General features: G+C 42.7%; 16 protein-coding genes. 2 read left to right on the top strand and 14 right to left on the bottom strand.

The features are described from left to right. Positions 1 to 24: 24 nt before the first annotated feature. Positions 25 to 510 carry a type 3 dihydrofolate reductase gene (folA, locus tag LGZ98_RS02155; protein WP_262977635.1) on the bottom strand — a complete coding sequence of 162 codons (486 nt, stop codon included), beginning with the start codon at positions 508 to 510 and terminating at the stop codon, positions 25 to 27. Positions 511 to 689: 179 nt separating this feature from the next. On the opposite strand from folA, the gene LGZ98_RS02150 reads away from it, so the two are divergent. After that, the gene (locus tag LGZ98_RS02150) at positions 690 to 1,304 is read left to right on the top strand and encodes a LysE family translocator (RefSeq protein ID WP_262977634.1); all 615 of its coding nucleotides are present in this window, start codon (positions 690 to 692) and stop codon (positions 1,302 to 1,304) included. 41 nt (positions 1,305 to 1,345) lie between these two features. Here the strand turns inward: LGZ98_RS02150 and carB are convergent, their stop codons facing one another. The 8 genes from carB to ribF form a co-directional block, all read right to left on the bottom strand. Further along, the gene (gene carB / locus LGZ98_RS02145; protein ID WP_112894955.1) at positions 1,346 to 4,570 is read right to left on the bottom strand and encodes a carbamoyl-phosphate synthase large subunit; all 3,225 of its coding nucleotides are present in this window, start codon (positions 4,568 to 4,570) and stop codon (positions 1,346 to 1,348) included. Between the two features lie 15 nt (positions 4,571 to 4,585). After that, positions 4,586 to 5,749 (bottom strand): glutamine-hydrolyzing carbamoyl-phosphate synthase small subunit, encoded by a 1,164-nt coding sequence (gene carA, locus LGZ98_RS02140; RefSeq protein WP_112894956.1) that lies wholly within the window; start codon positions 5,747 to 5,749, stop codon positions 4,586 to 4,588. A gap of 434 nt (positions 5,750 to 6,183) precedes the next feature. Next, a complete protein-coding gene (gene dapB, locus LGZ98_RS02135) occupies positions 6,184 to 7,005 on the bottom strand; it encodes a 4-hydroxy-tetrahydrodipicolinate reductase (protein WP_113041534.1) in 822 nt (273 codons plus the stop codon). 250 nt (positions 7,006 to 7,255) lie between these two features. Then, a complete protein-coding gene (gene ispH / locus LGZ98_RS02130; protein WP_113041533.1) occupies positions 7,256 to 8,209 on the bottom strand; it encodes a 4-hydroxy-3-methylbut-2-enyl diphosphate reductase in 954 nt (317 codons plus the stop codon). Further along, positions 8,190 to 8,660, bottom strand: a complete 471-nt coding sequence (gene fkpB, locus LGZ98_RS02125) for an FKBP-type peptidyl-prolyl cis-trans isomerase (protein ID WP_113041532.1) — start codon at positions 8,658 to 8,660, stop codon at positions 8,190 to 8,192. The genes ispH and fkpB overlap by 20 nt, the downstream gene beginning before the upstream one ends. A 5-nt stretch (positions 8,661 to 8,665) precedes the next feature. Further along, positions 8,666 to 9,169, bottom strand: a complete 504-nt coding sequence (gene lspA / locus LGZ98_RS02120; RefSeq protein WP_011144971.1) for a signal peptidase II — start codon at positions 9,167 to 9,169, stop codon at positions 8,666 to 8,668. Beyond that, a complete protein-coding gene (gene ileS / locus LGZ98_RS02115; protein WP_262977633.1) occupies positions 9,169 to 11,982 on the bottom strand; it encodes an isoleucine--tRNA ligase in 2,814 nt (937 codons plus the stop codon). The genes lspA and ileS overlap by 1 nt, the downstream gene beginning before the upstream one ends. A 24-nt stretch (positions 11,983 to 12,006) precedes the next feature. Next, positions 12,007 to 12,951, bottom strand: coding sequence for a bifunctional riboflavin kinase/FAD synthetase (gene ribF, locus LGZ98_RS02110; protein WP_112876442.1), 945 nt, complete (start codon positions 12,949 to 12,951; stop codon positions 12,007 to 12,009). Positions 12,952 to 13,301: 350 nt separating this feature from the next. On the opposite strand from ribF, the gene rpsT reads away from it, so the two are divergent. Beyond that, entirely contained in the window at positions 13,302 to 13,562 is a 261-nt protein-coding gene (gene rpsT / locus LGZ98_RS02105) for a 30S ribosomal protein S20 (protein WP_112876441.1), read from the top strand. 74 nt (positions 13,563 to 13,636) lie between these two features. Here the strand turns inward: rpsT and nhaR are convergent, their stop codons facing one another. The 5 genes from nhaR to LGZ98_RS02080 form a co-directional block, all read right to left on the bottom strand. Next, a complete protein-coding gene (nhaR, locus tag LGZ98_RS02100) occupies positions 13,637 to 14,551 on the bottom strand; it encodes a transcriptional activator NhaR (RefSeq protein WP_112876440.1) in 915 nt (304 codons plus the stop codon). A 223-nt stretch (positions 14,552 to 14,774) separates the two neighbouring features. Next, a complete protein-coding gene (gene nhaA / locus LGZ98_RS02095) occupies positions 14,775 to 15,941 on the bottom strand; it encodes a Na+/H+ antiporter NhaA (RefSeq protein ID WP_113041530.1) in 1,167 nt (388 codons plus the stop codon). A gap of 168 nt (positions 15,942 to 16,109) precedes the next feature. Beyond that, positions 16,110 to 16,373 carry a helix-turn-helix domain-containing protein gene (locus LGZ98_RS02090; RefSeq protein ID WP_113041529.1) on the bottom strand — a complete coding sequence of 88 codons (264 nt, stop codon included), beginning with the start codon at positions 16,371 to 16,373 and terminating at the stop codon, positions 16,110 to 16,112. A 38-nt stretch (positions 16,374 to 16,411) separates the two neighbouring features. Then, positions 16,412 to 16,588 carry a hypothetical protein gene (locus tag LGZ98_RS02085; RefSeq protein WP_158536510.1) on the bottom strand — a complete coding sequence of 59 codons (177 nt, stop codon included), beginning with the start codon at positions 16,586 to 16,588 and terminating at the stop codon, positions 16,412 to 16,414. A gap of 345 nt (positions 16,589 to 16,933) precedes the next feature. Then, positions 16,934 to 18,781 carry a beta-glucoside-specific PTS transporter subunit IIABC gene (locus LGZ98_RS02080; RefSeq protein ID WP_113041528.1) on the bottom strand — a complete coding sequence of 616 codons (1,848 nt, stop codon included), beginning with the start codon at positions 18,779 to 18,781 and terminating at the stop codon, positions 16,934 to 16,936. Between the last annotated feature and the right edge of the window lie 67 nt (positions 18,782 to 18,848).

Raw genomic sequence — 18,848 nt, 5'->3', positions numbered from 1 at the left:
AAGCTCATCGGCGTGTTCTATCAATTAGAGACGACGTTGCAAAATCTCAAAACAGTAGCTGTGAGAATTTAATTCATCGGCATCATGGTACTCAGTAAATACAGAATCCCATTCATCCGGTTCATAGTCAGGAAAATGTGTATCACCTATCACTTCTGCATCGATGTGAGTCAGGTACATACGACTCGCTCGTGAAATAAATTGGCCATAAACTTTACCACCACCCATGACCATAACCTCTTCTGCATCACCTGCTACAGCCAGTGCTTCATCAACTGAACTGACCCAAGTTACACGCTCGTCATTACCCAGCTGACTACTCAATACAATATTGAGTCGGCCGGGTAACGGGCGACCTATGGATTCATAAGTCACCCTCCCCATAATAACGGGTTTATTCAATGTATTACGTTTAAACCAGTCTAGATCCCCCGGTAGATTCCACGGCATTTTATTCTCCATGCCGATAACCCGATCCATAGCTAAAGCAGCGATCAAGCTGATATTCATTAAGCCACCTTAATAGGCAAATAGTATAAAAATTGATGACACTATACGGAAAGGGATGTACCCAGTCGATAGGCTCAACGCTTTCTTAAGTACAAAAGATTAATTTATACTTGGTTTATTACTTAAGACATTTATTGATCAAAATAATAACAAAGCTAATATTAACCATAGGGTACATTATGCTGGAAACATCACTAGTCGTCATCATTATCTCAACGTTGGGTATGCTCTCTCCCGGCCCCGATTTCTTTCTGGTAGTCAAAAATGCCATACGTTATCAACGTTCTGCCGCCATGATGACAGTTGCGGGCTTAATCGCCGCTATCACTTGTCATATGGCTTACTGTGTCGCCGGGTTGGCTATTGTTATCACCACAACGCCGTGGCTATTTAATCTGATGAAATATGCCGGAGCGGCTTATCTTATTTGGATCGGGATCAATAGCTTGCTTTCTCGCGGAGGCAATAGCATTCTCCTAGACAATCAGCCACGACAGATTATCACTTTCAAAAAAGCGTTTATGCAGGGGTTTTTATGTAATTTGCTCAATCCCAAAGCAACGTTGTTCTTCCTGGCAATATTTACTCAGTTGCTAAATATCAATTCTGGTGTTAACGAAAAATTGTGGTATGCCTCTATTATCTGGGGATTGTCGGTCATCTATTGGCCACTGTTAGTCATATTGATCCAAAGCACACCGGTACGCCGCAGATTAGCTAAGGCTCAGAAGATCATCGATAAACTACTTGGCATTGTTTTGATTGGTTTAGGTGTCAAAGTGGCACTGGGATAAATAAATCATAACCCCAGCCACTGCTGGGGTCTGGTCAGAGACTAACTATTAATCATCGCATGCATTTCCTGTACAGAAATCACCTGCTCAGTTGGATCGGCACTCAGTGCCATTGTTGTAGCAAATCCACCATTTAATGTGGTGTCATAATGCACTTTATATTGCAGTGCACTACGGCGAATAAGTTTGGAATCCTCAATCGCCTGACGACCCGCAGTCGTGTTTACAATATAGCTATATTCACCATTTTTGGTTCTATCCTGAATATGCGGACGCCCTTCGTGAACTTTATTCACCAGACGAGGGTTAATCCCCGCTTCACCTAGCACAACCGCAGTACCGTGAGTCGCATCCAGTTCAAAGCCCTGTTTCAGCAACTTAGCGGCCAAATCCACAACCCGGCCTTTATCACCTTCACGCACGGACAAAAGTGCTCTACCATTTTGCGGCATTCTGGCGTTACATCCCAATAGTGCCTTTGAGAAAGCTTCGGCAAATGTACGCCCAACCCCCATCACTTCTCCAGTTGACCGCATTTCAGGCCCAAGAATCGGATCCACACCAGGGAATTTGTTGAAAGGCAATACAACTTCTTTCACTGAATAGTATGGTGGAATGATCTCCTGAGTTGCATCTTGCTCAACCAGAGATTGACCAACCATCACACGAGCCGCAACTTTCGCCAGTGGTAAACCGGTCGCTTTAGAAACAAATGGCACAGTACGAGCCGCACGCGGATTGACTTCAATCAGATAAACTTCGTCATTCTTGACAGCAAACTGGACATTCATCAAGCCACGTACACCCAATTCAAACGCCAGTTCTTCTACCTGCTGACGCATGACATCCTGGATTTCCTGACTTAGGGTGTAAGCAGGCAGTGAACAAGCTGAGTCGCCGGAATGCACACCGGCCTGTTCAATATGTTCCATAATGCCGCCGATTAATACACGCTCACCATCACAGATAGCGTCAACATCCACTTCTACTGCATCATCAAGGAAACAATCAAGCAATACTGGGGCATCATTAGAGACATTGACCGCCGTCTGGAAGTAACGACGTAGGTCAACTTCGTCATATACGATTTCCATCGCACGGCCACCCAAAACATAGGATGGACGAACCACCAACGGATAACCCAGAATATTTGCCTTCTCAACTGCCCGTTCTATCGTGGTCACTGTGGCATTTTCGGGTTGTTTCAGGCCGAGGCGATTTACCGCCTGTTTGAAACGTTCACGGTCTTCCGCACGATCAATCGCATCCGGGCTGGTACCAATAATGGGAACACCGGCAATTTCCAGTTCACGAGCTAATTTCAGCGGAGTCTGCCCACCATATTGAACAATCACCCCTTTTGGCTGCTCAACACGCACAATCTCAAGAACATCTTCCAAAGTCACCGGTTCGAAATAGAGACGGTCCGAAGTATCGTAATCTGTTGAAACGGTTTCCGGGTTACAGTTCACCATGATGGTTTCATACCCATCTTCACGCAGTGCCAAGGCCGCATGAACACAACAATAGTCGAATTCAATCCCCTGCCCAATACGATTAGGGCCACCACCCAATACCATGATTTTTGGCTTGTCACTATTCGGATTAGCCTCACACTCATCTTCATAAGTGGAATACATGTATGCAGTATCAGTGGCAAATTCTGCCGCACAGGTATCAACTCGCTTGTAAACCGGATACAGATTATATTTGTGGCGCAGTTTGCGGATCTCTTTTTCGGCCACACCGACCAGTTTCGCCAAACGTGCATCAGCAAAACCTTTACGCTTCAGATGGCGCAGGAAGTCGGCCGTCAAGCTGTTAATGCCCTGCTCTGCTACTTGCTCTTCCAATCGCACGAGTTCTTCAATTTGCACTAAGAACCAGCGATCAATATCAGTCAGGTTAAAAACACCATCAACAGACATACCCGCACGGAAAGCATCCGCGATATACCAGATACGCTCAGCACCTGCATCTTTTAATTCGCGACGAATTTTAGTCAATGCTTCTGGATCATCTAAACTGACTTTCGGGTCAAAACCGGTTGCCCCCACTTCCAAACCACGCAATGCTTTTTGCAGAGATTCTTGCTGAGTGCGACCAATCGCCATCACCTCACCAACAGATTTCATCTGGGTTGTCAGACGATCATTGGCTCCAGCAAATTTCTCGAAATTAAAGCGAGGAACTTTAGTCACTACGTAGTCGATAGAAGGTTCAAAGGAAGCTGGCGTGCGACCACCAGTGATATCATTCATCAATTCATCAAGGGTATAGCCCACAGCCAATTTAGCGGCAATTTTAGCGATCGGGAAACCTGTCGCTTTCGAAGCCAGCGCAGAAGAGCGAGAAACGCGTGGATTCATTTCGATGATAACTAAACGGCCATTTTTTGGGTTCACCGCAAACTGTACGTTAGATCCCCCAGTTTCTACACCGATTTCACGCAATACCGCCATCGAAGCGTTACGCATGATTTGATACTCTTTATCCGTCAGCGTTTGCGCCGGGGCGACCGTGATGGAATCACCGGTGTGAATCCCCATTGCATCAAAGTTTTCAATAGAGCAGACGATAATGCAGTTATCGTTTTTATCCCGCACAACTTCCATTTCATACTCTTTCCAACCAATCAGAGATTCATCAATCAAGAGTTCGTTGGTTGGTGAAAGATCCAGGCCACGCTCACAAATTTCCTCGAATTCTTCGCGGTTATAGGCAATACCACCACCGCTTCCGCCCATAGTAAAGGAAGGACGGATAATACAAGGAAAACCGACTTGATCAGCAACTGCCAGCGCTTCTTCCATTGAATGAGCGATACCAGAACGCGGAGTTTCCAAGCCAATCTTTTTCATTGCTATATCGAAACGGCGGCGATCTTCCGCTTTGTCAATCGCATCTGCGGTAGCGCCAATCATGGTAACGCCAAACTCTTCCAGTACTCCCTGACGCTCTAGTTCTAGCGCACAGTTGAGTGCAGTTTGTCCGCCCATTGTTGGCAGAATCGCATCGGGACGCTCTTTTTCAATGATTTTACGTACCACTTCCCAGTGGATCGGCTCAATGTAAGTGGCATCGGCCATTTCTGGATCAGTCATAATAGTAGCAGGGTTCGAGTTCACCAGAACGACACGATAACCTTCTTCCCGTAACGCTTTACAAGCTTGTGCTCCTGAGTAGTCGAATTCACAAGCCTGACCAATAACAATTGGACCCGCTCCCAGGATCAGGATACTTTTAATATCAGTACGTTTTGCCATTTTATTTTCTCCTGATTACTTGGTGTTATGACGATTATTTTTCTGACAATACTGCTCAATGAGTTCAATAAAGTGATCAAATAACGATGCAGTCTCATGTGGACCGGGGCTAGCTTCTGGGTGCCCCTGGAAGCTAAATGCAGGTTTATCGGTATGATGAATCCCTTGCAACGTGCCATCAAACAGAGATTTATGAGTAACGCGCAAATTTGACGGCAGTGATTTTTCATCCACGGCAAAGCCGTGGTTTTGTGCAGTAATCATTACAACATTACATTCAAGATCTTTCACCGGATGGTTACCACCATGATGGCCGAATTTCATTTTCATCGTTTCAGCGCCACTGGCTAACGCCAACAATTGGTGTCCAAGACAGATACCAAAAATCGGAATTTCTGTCTCAAGCAGGGTTTTGATTGCGTCGATTGCATAACCACAAGGCGCCGGATCTCCTGGCCCATTGGACAAGAAAATACCATCCGGATTCAGTTTCAGTACATCTTCCGCCGATGTCTGGGCAGGAACAACTGTCAGGCGGCAGCCACGATCCACCAACATTCGCAAGATATTACGTTTTGCACCAAAGTCATAAGCAACAACATGATAAGGCAGATCCTGTTCTTGCTTATCTTCCGGTAATCCCCCCGCCAGCTTCCAGCTCCCCTGTAACCACGGATAAATCTGTTTAGTTGTCACCTCTTTTGCTAAATCCATCCCCTCCAGCCCCGGAAACGCTTGTGCTTTTTCCAGTGCAACCTGAGCGTCAATCTGTTTACCTGCTATAATACAACCATTCAGTGAACCCTTTTCTCTTAACAAACGCGTCAGTTTACGGGTATCGATATCTGCTATCGCAACAATATTATGACGTTTAAGGTAATCGGAAAGCGTTTCTTCGCAGCGGAAGTTACTGGTCAACAGTGGTAGATCACGAATCACTAGCCCTTGGGCTTGTACTTTTAGTGATTCTTTATCGACTGAGTTAACACCGACATTACCAATATGGGGATAAGTAAGAGTGACAATTTGGCGGGAATAGGAAGGGTCTGTGAGAATTTCTTGATATCCGGTCATCGAGGTATTGAAAACCACTTCCCCAACTGCCGCCCCTTCCGCACCTATGGCACGACCGTGGAATTGGGTTCCATCTTCCAGAACCAATATAGCTGACTTAATCAAAACACCCTCCAAAGAATAATTACTCGCAATTAGTGCATATTAATTCAGATTTATTCCTCAAAATCAATGCAAAAGCTGCTTTTTAGGCAAAATTTTGGCAAATTGCGCGCATTCTAATGATGAGAGGGAGAGTTGTCTACAAAAAATGTTACTTTTCTTATTTTTTTGCACACTTCGCCAGACAGACCAATGAAATAAGACTGAAAATAGCAATAAAGTTAATTTATAAAATGGTAATTAGCATAGAAGATTTGATTTTCAGATGAAAAGTTGAAAATAATCACAAAAAGGAGAAGAAAGCAGAAAGTTAAGGTTATAAATAAGACAAAAATAGAAGAAATAAACCAAAAAACAATAGGATTAAACAAAGAAATTAAAAATCGCACAATAAAATATTTAATTATGCGATATCAATAAGTTACAAAAATAGCTTTTTAAAGTAAATCGAGATTTAGTACATCTTTCATATCAAAAAGGCCACTATTTTTACCACTTAGCCATAGAGCAGCCTTTACCGCGCCATTTGCAAACGTCATCCGACTGGAAGCCTTATGAGTTATCTCTACTCTCTCCCCAATATCTGCAAACATAGCGGTATGCTCACCCACGATATCCCCGGCACGGATAGTCGCAAAACCAATACTTTTCGGATCACGTTCACCGGTATAACCTTCACGGGCATAGACAGCACACGCTTTAAGATCCCGCCCCAAAGCATGAGCAATGGACTCCCCCATTGCTAAAGCTGTTCCTGATGGTGCATCCACTTTATGGCGGTGATGTGCTTCAATAATTTCGATATCACTATACTCGCCCATCACTTTCGCTGCTTTTTCCAATAATTTAAGCACCAGATTTACACCAACACTGAAATTCGCGGCAAATACAATCGGGATATCAGCAGAAGCCTCTTTAATTGCCTGTTTACCAGCCTCATCAAAGCCAGTTGTACCGATCACTATCGCTTTACCGTTCTGGCGACAAATTTCAAGATGAGTCAACGTTCCTTCCGGGCGGGTAAAATCGATAAGGATATCAAAATCATCAACGATACTTTTCAGGTCATCACAAACAGTCACACCGGTATGACCAATACCCGCCAACTCTCCGGCATCTGCGCCAATCAGAGAAGAACCGGAGCGTTCCAAAGCTGCACCAAGAGCAACACCATCTATTTGATATATGGCCTGAATCAACTGACGTCCCATACGCCCACCAGCGCCAACAATAGCAACACGAATATCTGTATCAGCCATAAGCCCTCACTATGAAGTTAGTCCTTTTCCTGATTTAACACAATGATCAGTCAGATGAATATTTTAAATAAAATGTTTTAAATAAAGAATATTTGCAATACTTTATCCTTATTTATACCCGTCATCTTTCAAGTTGCCTCTTTGTTGGCTGCACTCGCTCACCCCGGTCACATCGTTATCTATGCTCCCGGGGATTCACTCCCTTGCCGTCGCGATCCATCTTGAAATCCATAGGGTATATATTGATAATTTAGCTAATTTCTTTAACTTCAACACGTAACTCTTTTGGCACTTCAAATACAATATTTTCTTCTCTACCGTGTAATTCTTGGACGGAATCAGCACCAAGATATTTCAGGCGTTCAATAACTTGCTGAACTAAAATATCCGGTGCCGAAGCGCCCGCAGTTACGCCAACCAAAGAGATGCCGGTAATCCACTCTTCTTTAATATCCTCAGCGGAATCTATCAGGTAAGCAGGTTTACCAACCCGCTGAGCTAACTCAGCAAGGCGATTAGAGTTAGATGAATTCTTCGAACCCACAACCAAGACAACATCGGCGTCAGACGCCAGATCCCGTACCGCTTCCTGGCGGTTAGTCGTCGCATAGCAGATATCATCTTTACGGGGACCAACGATGTTTGGGAATCGTGCATTAAGTGCATCAATCACTTCTGAAGTATCATCAACAGATAATGTGGTTTGAGTCATAAAACATATGTTGTCTTCATCTTTGACTTTCAAGTTCCATACATCTTCCGGAGATTCAACCAGATACATTCCACCTTCCGCATTGTTGTACTGACCCATTGTACCTTCAACTTCGGGATGTCCAGCGTGACCAATCAGAATAGCTTCTTTGCCCTTGCGGCTGGCTCTTGCTACCTCCATATGGACTTTAGTCACTAGAGGACAAGTCGCATCGAACAACATTGTCAAATTGCGAGAACGCGCTTCAGCACGAATAGCCTGTGAAACACCATGTGCCGAAAAAATCAGAATCGCATCATCCGGTACTTCTGAAATTTCTTCAATAAAGATAGCACCCCGCTTGCGCAGGTTATCTACAACATAACGGTTATGCACAACTTCATGACGAACGTAGATCGGCGCACCATATAATTCCAGTGCGCGCTCTACAATACTGATAGCACGGTCAACACCGGCACAAAAACCGCGGGGGTTAGCCAGCAATATCTGCATGGTTTTCCTCCAATCGTGGATCAATTTCCAACACTTCAATTTCAAACGTGACGTTCTGCTCAGCTAACGGGTGATTGAAATCAACAGTCACAGATTCTTCTGTTACGGCTTTGACTATGCCCGGCATTTCACTGCCATTCATTGCCGTAAATAACATTATAGTGCCAATTTCAGGAATACCCGTTTCAGCAAAATCACGCGGAGTAAAATATTGGATCAGATCAGGATTTGGTTTACCAAATACATTCTCACCAGCCAGAGTAAAGGTATGTTTATCTCCGTCTTTTAGCCCAGTAAGCTGCTGTTCCAAAGGTGAAGAAAGGGTTCCATCACCTAAACGAAATAATGCAGGTTTGCCCTGAGTGTGAGTGGAATCGACAATAGAGCCATCTTGCAGTTTTAAAGTGAAGTGCAGTAAAACTGCACTATTCGCCTGCACCTGGTTTGACATATTACTTATCCCACTTTGATGGTCTTTTCATCCGGGCTTAGAAAGCTATCAATGATAACCAATCCAGCCCCGATGCATATCGCCATATCAGCGATATTAAAAGTTGGAAAGTGCCAATCACCGACATAAAAATCAATAAAATCGATGACAAAACCATGAACCAACCGGTCAAACAGATTACCCAATGCTCCACCAATAATCAGGGCATAAGCGATATTACTCAGTTTCTTCTTTGCACTGGCACGATACATCATCACCATCAGTACAACTGAAATAGCAACGGCAATGAATGCAAAGAACCAACGCTGCCAACCATCTTTCTCTGCAAGGAAACTGAAAGCCGCCCCAAAATTCTGGGCATAAGTCAGATTAAAATAAGGTATCAATGGAACGGATTCATACAGATGAAAGTGTTGCAACACTAGCTGCTTACTACCCAGATCCAAAATCAATACCACAACAACTAACCAAAGCCAGCGAAGGCCGGTGGAGCAAATGGGTTTATTCATCAGGCAAACTTACGCTCTTCGCCGTTACCGGCAACATTAGTTACACAGCGGCCACAAAGTTCTGCTTGTTCCGCCACCAATCCCACATCTTTAGCGTAATGCCAGCAACGAGGACATTTTTCGCCATCCGCTTTGCGGAAAGCAATTTTCAGACTACCGATTTCGCTTTGTTGCGCATCTTCACCAGCCTGCTCATAATCTGCAACAACAACCTGAGATGTTAGCAGAACAAAACGCAATTCATCTCCGAGGCTATTCAGTTTGTCCGCCAATTCATTATCGGCGTACAGCGTCACTGCGGCTTCCAGTGAACTACGGATATGTTTGTCTGCACGTGCCTGCTCCAGCACTTTGTTAACCTCACCACGCACAGCCAACAAATCAGCCCAGAAAACATCATTCATTGGTTCTCCTGCGGCCAGACCAAACAAACCGTCGTACCACTCTTCGGTAAATACATATTGAGCACGTTTGCCAGGCAACTCATTCCAAACTTCATCAGCAGTAAAGGAGAGGATAGGTGCCATCCAGCGAACCAATGCTTCCGCAATATGATACAGCGCAGTCTGACAACTGCGACGAGCCAAACTATCGCTCTTAGCGGTGTATTGACGGTCTTTAATGATATCGAGATAGAACGATCCCATCTCCACCGAACAGAATTGCATCATACGTTGAACAACGGTGTGGAAATCATATCTATCGTAACATTTGGTAATGTCCGCCTGCGCCGCTTGAGCACGCCCCACAGCCCAACGATCCAACACAGCCATCTCTTCTGGTTTAACCCTATGCTGTTCAGGATCGAAACCATTCAGGTTTGCCAGCAGGAAACGCGCCGTGTTACGGATACGACGATATGCATCAGCAGAGCGTTTCAAGATCTCATCGGATACCGCAATTTCACCGGTGTAATCGGTAGAAGCAACCCATAGACGCAGAATATCTGCCCCTAATTTATCCATGACATCCTGCGGACTGATGGTATTACCGATAGATTTAGACATCTTACGGCCCTGACCATCCACAGTGAAACCATGCGTTAACACCTGACGGTAAGGTGCTTTACCTTTTATTGCCGTTGAGATCATCAGGGAAGACATAAACCAGCCACGGTGCTGATCTGAGCCTTCAAGATAGATATCCGCAGCATTACCTTGGAATTCAGGGCGAACATCAACCACCGATGCGTGGGTTGATCCCGAATCGAACCAGACATCCAACGTATCAAAAATTTTGACATAGTTAGCCGCATCATCACCTAACAGTTCGGCTGGCTCCAGATCCCACCACGCCTGAATACCGTCAACTTCAACACGTTTTGCAACTTCTTCCATCAATTCGATAGTACGTGGATGAAGCTCTTCCGTCTCTTTATGGACAAAAAGAGACATCGGCGTACCCCAAGTACGTTGACGTGAAATACACCAGTCAGGACGGTTTTCAACCATTGCCTCAATACGGGCCTGACCCCAACCCGGTATCCACTGAACCCCTTTGATCTCTTGCAACGATTGTTTACGCAGACCATTTTGATCCATGCTGACAAACCACTGCGGCGTAGCACGGAAAATGATAGGTGTCTTGTGACGCCAGCAGCAGGGGTAACTATGCTGTAATTTTTCCAAATGCAACAATGCATTGTTTTCACTCAGGATATTCAGCACAATATCATTCGCCTTAAAGACAAACATGCCATCCAGAGAAGGATAAGTACCGGGTAGATAACAACCATTAGGTCCAACCGGATTTGCAACTTCCAAATCATATTTCTGACCGAGAACAAAGTCGTCCGGGCCGTGACCTGGGGCCGTATGCACAGCACCGGTACCTGCATCCAAAGTCACGTGATCACCCAGTACAACCGGTGAATCAAAACCCATAAATGGATGTTTAAAGCGCAATAACTCCAACGCAGCACCCGCACAATTCCCTAGCACTGTCCACGAGGTTATACCCGCACGCTGCATCACACTTTCTACCAAATCAGCAGCCAGGATCAGGCATTCACCCTCAATCTGTACTAATTGATAGCTAAATTCAGCATGCAAAGCGATCGCTCGGTTAGCCGGCAACGTCCACGGCGTGGTTGTCCAGATAACCAAAGAGACCGGTTGATCTGGTGCCTGCACACCAAATTTCTCACAAACGGCAGCTGCATTAACCGCATTAAAACGCACGTCAATCGATGGCGAAATTTTGTCGTAATACTCAACTTCAGCTTCGGCCAGTGATGAACGGCAATCGGTACACCAGTGAACAGGCTTGGCACCTTTCAACAAATGACCATTAGCGATAATACGGCTCAATGCGCGAATAATGTCAGCTTCGGTCTTAAAATCCATAGTCAAATATGGCCGTTCCCAATCACCTAATATGCCCAGACGGATAAAGTCTTTCTTCTGACCTTCGATTTGCTCTTTGGCATATTTGCGGCACTCGGCACGAAATTCAGCGGCGGAAAATTTTTCCCCCGGCTTACCAATAATCTGCTCAACCTTAAGCTCAATGGGTAAACCGTGGCAATCCCAACCAGGGATATATGGCGAATCATATCCCGCCATTCCTTTGGATTTAATAATAATATCTTTGAGAATCTTATTGACTGAGTGACCAATATGAATACTGCCATTCGCATAAGGAGGGCCGTCATGCAGAATAAATGTTTTTTTACCGGCTTTTGCTTTACGAATTACCTGATACAACTCATCTTTGTACCAACGTTTTAACATATCTGGTTCGCGCTTTGCTAAATCTCCGCGCATTGGAAACCCTGTTTCTGGCAGATTCAGGGTGTTTTTATAGTCACTCATTCGATTCTCAATTCCAATTTTCCGCTAGATACATGACACAGGTAGCTGCTTAAAAAATTCCTTCGCAGCAACCAAATCATTCGCAATTTGCTGCTTGAGTGCATCAAGGGAAGCAAACCGCTGTTCATTACGCAATTTTTTGCGTAACACCACATCAATATAACGCCCATAGAGATCCATTTGGGTATCAATTAGATGTACTTCAAGTTGTTGACCCTGACCAGAGACTGTTGGACGTGTACCAATATTGGCAACACCCGGTAAAGGCTGGTCTCCCAAACCATAGACTTCAACAACATAAACGCCGTGTACCGGAACCACTAATCGTTTTAACGGCAAATTTGCTGTTGGAAAACCAATAGTGCTCCCTAGTCGCTTACCATGAACGACCCGGCCACAAATGCTGTATGGATGTCCCAATAATGTTTCGGCTAATACCAAATCATCATCTTGCAGTGCTTGACGGATAGCTGTGCTGCTAATCCGTAAACCATCATCACAAAAACTTTCACTGCTGGTCACATCAAAGCCGTATGTCTCACCGGCTCGCTGCAAAAAGGCAAAATCACCACTGCGAGATTGACCAAAACGAAAGTCGTCTCCTACAGCGAGAAACTTAACACCCAATTTTTCCACCAGCAACCGTGAAACAAAGGCTTCTGGCGTATTTGCCGCAAAATTTCTATCAAATTTCACGCATAATAAATAATCCACTCCACATTGGGCGAGATATTTGGCTTTATCCCTCAATCTCGTTAGACGCGCAGGAGCATTACCCTTAGCAAAAAACTCCAAAGGTTGTGGTTCAAAAATCATGACCATTACTGGTAATCCCAGACGCTGCCCTTCGTGTTTTAAGTGTTTCAGTAGTGCCTGATGACCTCTGTGGACACCATCAAAATTACCAATCGTCAACACGCAACCGCGGTGACATGTCCGGATATTACGTATACCGCGAATTAGCTCCATAGCTGGCTCAATACCCTGGAAATTACCAAATTATACCTTGTACAAAGCTCAAGGTTAACCCACCATCATAAGATGATTTAAATCAATAGCCCTGATTCATACAACAAAAACGAGCAGGAATCCCGAAAAATATTCATTTTATTTCTATCTGGACTATTCAATGAGATTTTTATTGTGAAAGACTGTATTCCCACTAAGTAAACTGATAAAATCCTGCGCCATCACAACGAAACAAGTTGCCGCGGTACAACGGCGCTTATTTGCACAAATCCATTGACAAAAGAAGGTTGAACAGGCATATTCCTCGGCCTTTGAATTGTCCTCGATAGAATATATTTGGGAGTTGGACCTTGGCTAATATCAAATCAGCTAAGAAACGCGCCATACAGTCTGAAAAACGTCGTCAGCATAACGCTAGCCGTCGTTCTATGGTGCGTACCTTTATCAAGAAGGTATATGCTGCTATCGCTACTGGCGATAAAGAAGCTGCGCAGAAAGCATTTCATGACATGCAACCTATTGTCGATCGCCACGCCTGTAAGGGTCTGATCCACAAAAACAAAGCAGCACGTCATAAATCTAATCTGACAGCGCAAATCAACGCAATGTAATAATTTGCGTTTGAGTTACTGAAAAACCGGCCTGCGCCGGTTTTTTTGTGTTTGCAGTTACTATCAATTATTTTTTAAGTACGCTTCTTAGATAGCACATTAAACAACGCAGAAAAATCTTTATTACATACCCTTTGAACAGCCGGGTGTTGAATCATTCGCTCAGCAAAAATCACATAATACTCTTCCTGCACGGCATCCAACCGACCAATCTCGGCAATATCATTATCTGTAAAAATATCATTGGTATACAAAGATGGCGCCACGAAAATCGCATTATGATACATACCAAACGCTTTCATTAACGCAGCATCATCAAACTCACCTAATACTTCAACCTGAAGATTTTTATTACGTATCCAAGTCAACAACTTACGCCCCAACATAGAGCGACGCCCTGGAACCAATAAACGACGTTCCTCCAAACATTCGGGGAAAGGTTTTTCCGGGATAGGTTGTCGGCAGAAGAAACTCACATCACATTCACCCAGTTTTACCGAGAACAACCCTTCCTGTTGGGAAGAATCCACCGGGCAATCAGACAATATCATATCGAGTTTGTGCTGGCTGAGTTGTTCCAGCAACAACTCATGGGTTGATTCAAAACAACGTAGATGAATCTGCTCATGTTCCACAACCGCCGTTTTCAATACCTGGCTAACCAGACGTTTGGACAGTGCATCAGCAACACCAACATCAAATAAAAGATTAGATTCACGGCTGTAATTAACGATATCCAACATCTCCTGGCTTAGCATAAACATCTTATCCGCATAGCGGAAAATAAGCTGTCCTAGCTCTGATGGCACTAATCCCCTGCCCTGACGTTTGAACAGTTTCCCTCCCAGACGCTCCTCCAGCGCTTTTATCTGTCCTGTGATCGTTTGAGGTGTTAGATAAAGCGCTTCTGCCGCCCCAACCACTGATCCTTCCTTGCAAACATGCCAGAAATAATAGAGATGATTAAAATTCAGATGTGACACCCGCATACGTTTTTCCTTATGTATCGCTTACGTCTGGTAGACAACGCCTGCCATACATTACTAATCCACCGTCTCCCGGTGATTTTCTGTTTTTTCACTACATAAAGTATCCGCGATACAATTTGAGTTGTTGTACCGCAAATACAAAAATGATGAGTCAGTCCAGAAATTTTCTCTAAAATGTAGAACTTCATTTGGCTAAGTTAATGAATTTATCCCCACTCTGCCATCACTTTTTCTTTGGTAAGACCATTCGTAACAAGCCATACCCTATAAACGCAGCGATGGTTGAACCCATCAGAATGCCAAGACGGGAATAGACACTGAAAGATTCATCCGCTCCTTCAAAAGCCAATCCTGAAATAAAGATAGACATAGTAAAGCCGATTCCACAAAGAACAGAAACCGCAAATATCTGTTTAAGATTAATCTGCTGTGGCAATTTAGCAAATCCGATCTTAATAGAAATATAGCTAAAAAGAAAAATGCCCAATGGCTTACCAAGAAACAGAGCCACAGCAATACCTAACGGTAATATATCGGTCAAACCATTTAACGTAACGCCATTCAGGGCTACACCTGCATTGGCAAATGCAAATAATGGCAAAATGAGATACGCCACCCAAGGATGCAAACCGTGCTCAAGTAATTCAGATGGTGAATGACCATTCTGACCACGCAGAGGAATCAGAAAACCAACAATGACGCCGGCTAGTGTTGCATGAACACCCGATTTCAAGATGCAAACCCAAAGGATAGTGCCAACAGCCAGATAAGCCGATGTTTTTTCGACACCGCGCCAATTCATCCAAACCAGCAAAGCAATCATTGCCGCTGACAATCCAAGCGCCACAAGAGAAACTGTTTTGGTATAAAACAGAGCGATAATCACGATAACGCCCAGATCATCAATAATCGCAAGTGCCAACAAGAAAACCTTGAGTTCTGTTGGTACTCGCTTAGACAATAGCGCCATCACACCCAAGGCAAAAGCAATATCGGTTGCCGCAGGAATAGCCCAACCCTGACGGGTAAACTCATCATTGCCATTAAAGAGTAGATATATTAGTGCCGGAGCGACCATACCACCTATCGCCGCTATCACCGGAAATAGTGCCTTATCACGCCCTGCCAAAGAGCCTTCCAACAGTTCCCGTTTTACTTCCAAACCAACAATCAAAAAGAAGACCGCCATCAAGCCATCATTAATCCACAACAACAAAGGCTTATTGATCTCCAGTGCAGCGAATTGTACTGCCACCGAAATATTAAGAAATTGCTGATAAATACCCTGTAATGGCGAGTTTGCCATTATCAACGCAATAATGGCAGTGATGATAAGAAGAAGCCCTCCAGCCGCTTCTAATTTCAGGAATTGACGAATAATTGCTGTCACGATGATTAACCTCTGAAACTGATCGGACTTAAATGGTACTCTAGCTATGGTTTCGAAAAAAATCGATTTTATGACCAGAATAATTCGCTATAACCGATCTATTGATGATCTACATCTCAATAAAATAGATTATCAATCAGAGGAAATCGTTAAGTGGAGCGTGCCTATTTATCTTACATTAGCACCAATTTCCCGCATCTTAGCCAAAATGCGGTTTAAATCATCTTCTGATAGTGTTAACTGTGTTGCTATATAAAATAGAATGTGCGGAGAAATAACACGTGGCATTTTCCCACCCGTGTATTTTCTCCATTGATTGTTACCGGAAACTCCCGCTAAATCGGCCATTTGTTCTCCCGTGAAACCTAATTCTTCTTTGAGTTTAATGAGATCTTCTGTAGTAGGAGGAGAATAATTGCCGATCAGTCGCATAAGTATTCCAGAACAAAGCCCCTTACGGGGCCAATCAATTAAATGAATTTGAGCAATAGAGTTGTGATAGTCGCTACCGCACCAATAAGAGTAGAAGCAACAACAATCGGATACCACGTCGCCTCACGATTTATCTTTGTCGTTTCTGCCATTAATTTTGCTATTTCAGCGTGGATTTTTTCGAGTTCAGCAGTAGTCATTTCAGTAGTGCTCATCGTTCTTCCTTTTTAGGGATGTCAGGCTGCGGCCATTCCGCTACCTTATATTATTACACAATAAAAAGTAGCCCTTTTAGGGTTAATTGTCAATGTAGATTGTTTAATTTTTCACCTCAAAATATGAGTATTCAATATGACTTAATATTATGAAAAATATATTTTTTCAGAATTTATATAGCTAGATAATTTCTAAGAATTCGACAGAAAAGATAAAATAAGACAATAATAACGAGAAAACAGCATGAATAATTAACAGGTATTAAAACTGGTCATATCGCAATCTTTAAATAAAAAAAAGCATTAAGAATATTATCAACATACACTAATTACTTGGAAAACAAATCAACATCGATTAATAACCAACAAATCATCTTTACATCCAATAACTCTTCTTCTTTTAGTCGGCATTATTGAGTGATATTCCTCACTATTAGTGACGATAATTGGCGATATAATCTGAATTTTATTCTCTTGAAGAAATTCCAGATCAAAATTAACTAATACCTCACCGGCAACCACTCTCTGCCCTTCTATAATTTGTAAATTAAATCCTGCGCCTTGCAAACCTACCGTTTCAATACCAATATGAATTAATAACTCTACTCCTTGATCGGAAATTAAACCAATAGCATGTCCAGTCGGAGTAATCATTGAAACCTTACCATTAAAAGGCGATTTAACCACACCTTCGGTAGGAATAATAGCAATACCATCACCAATAATTTTTTCAGAAAAAGTATCGTCAGGTACTCTTGAGAGAGATTCTATTGTGCCGGTCATCGGAGAACGTAATATGATTTTCTTCTTTTTTGAAAAGCATGGCTTTATTAATACTATAGAATCAACATTAGATTCTAATTTCATTAATAAAGTGGATATAAATGCCACTAAGAAACTACTAAAAATGCCAAGCAAAATAAAAATAAAATTATTGCTATCTTTTTGCATATAAAAAGGTAATGACACCAATCCCGGCACACTAAAAGCAAATATTTTCACAGAGAAAATACCTATAATAGCGCCACCAACGGCTCCACCCATTAATGCAGCATAAAAAGGTTTTCTTAATTTAAGCGTAACGCCATACATTGCAGGTTCAGTTACGCCTAAAAAAGCAGAGAATGAAGATGAATAAGCTAATGATTTCATTTGCCTGTCTTTAATTTTAATTGCGACTGCTAATGTCGCACCAGCTTGTGCAATATTACTCGCAAAACTGATAGGTAATAACATAAAATCGTATCCAAGAGACTTAAAGTTAGCAAAAACACTTGGCAAAAAGGCATAATGCATCCCAGTAATAACTAAAATAGGTATCAATCCACCTAACAATAATCCCGCAAACGGTCCAGCCACGGAAAATAATATTAAAAGCCACTTTTCAATATACAAACCAATTGTATTTCCCAACGGTGCAGCAACAATCAATAAAATAGGTGCAGAAATTAATAAGACCAATAATGGTGTAAATATTATTTTCAATACCGTTGGAATAAACCTATCTACCCATCTATGAATATAACTGAGCAACCAAACCCCTAAAATAATTGGAATGGCAGTATAACTATAATGAATAGCGGGAATAGTAATACCAAATACATTGAAATATTCGCCACCAGAACTGCTCACAAGGTCAGATAATGTTGGATAAATTAAAATACACGCTAATGTGGCGGCAATAAATTCATTTGTTTTAAATTTTCTTGCCGCTGAAAAAGCCAAAAGAACAGGCAAAAAATAGAGAGGTGTATCAGAAAAAATATATAATAACTTATACTCATTACTCTGCTCTGAAACCCAATCCATCATATAGAAAAAAATTAATCCGCCTTTAAGTAAACCCGCCCCTACAATTGCTGGCAATATGGGAACAAATATGCCTGAAATGACGTCAAGAATATGACTAATGAAACCCTTTTTTGGACCATAATGATTTCCTTCATTTTCTTTTAACTGCTTAATTATTTCACTAAATATTTCAACAACTCTATTACCAATAATTATTTGTAATTGCCCGCTGTGAAAATGCGCCCCAATAACCCCCTGCATTTTTCTAATCGCAGCAATATCCATTTTACTATCATCTATAATATTAAAACGCAATCTGGTAACACAATGCCAACTTTTATTTATATTTTCTTGTCCGCCAATAAATCTAATGATCTCTTTTGAAAAATCTTCATCTCTCATTTTATCCCCCACCTCTAATCTGTTACCCAAAAAATCTAAATCACATAAATATACTCATCTAATACCA

It is taken from the genome of Photorhabdus kayaii (assembly GCF_025384895.1).
GTDB lineage: Bacteria > Pseudomonadota > Gammaproteobacteria > Enterobacterales > Enterobacteriaceae > Photorhabdus > Photorhabdus kayaii.
This window is presented reverse-complemented; position numbering and strand designations above follow the sequence as displayed.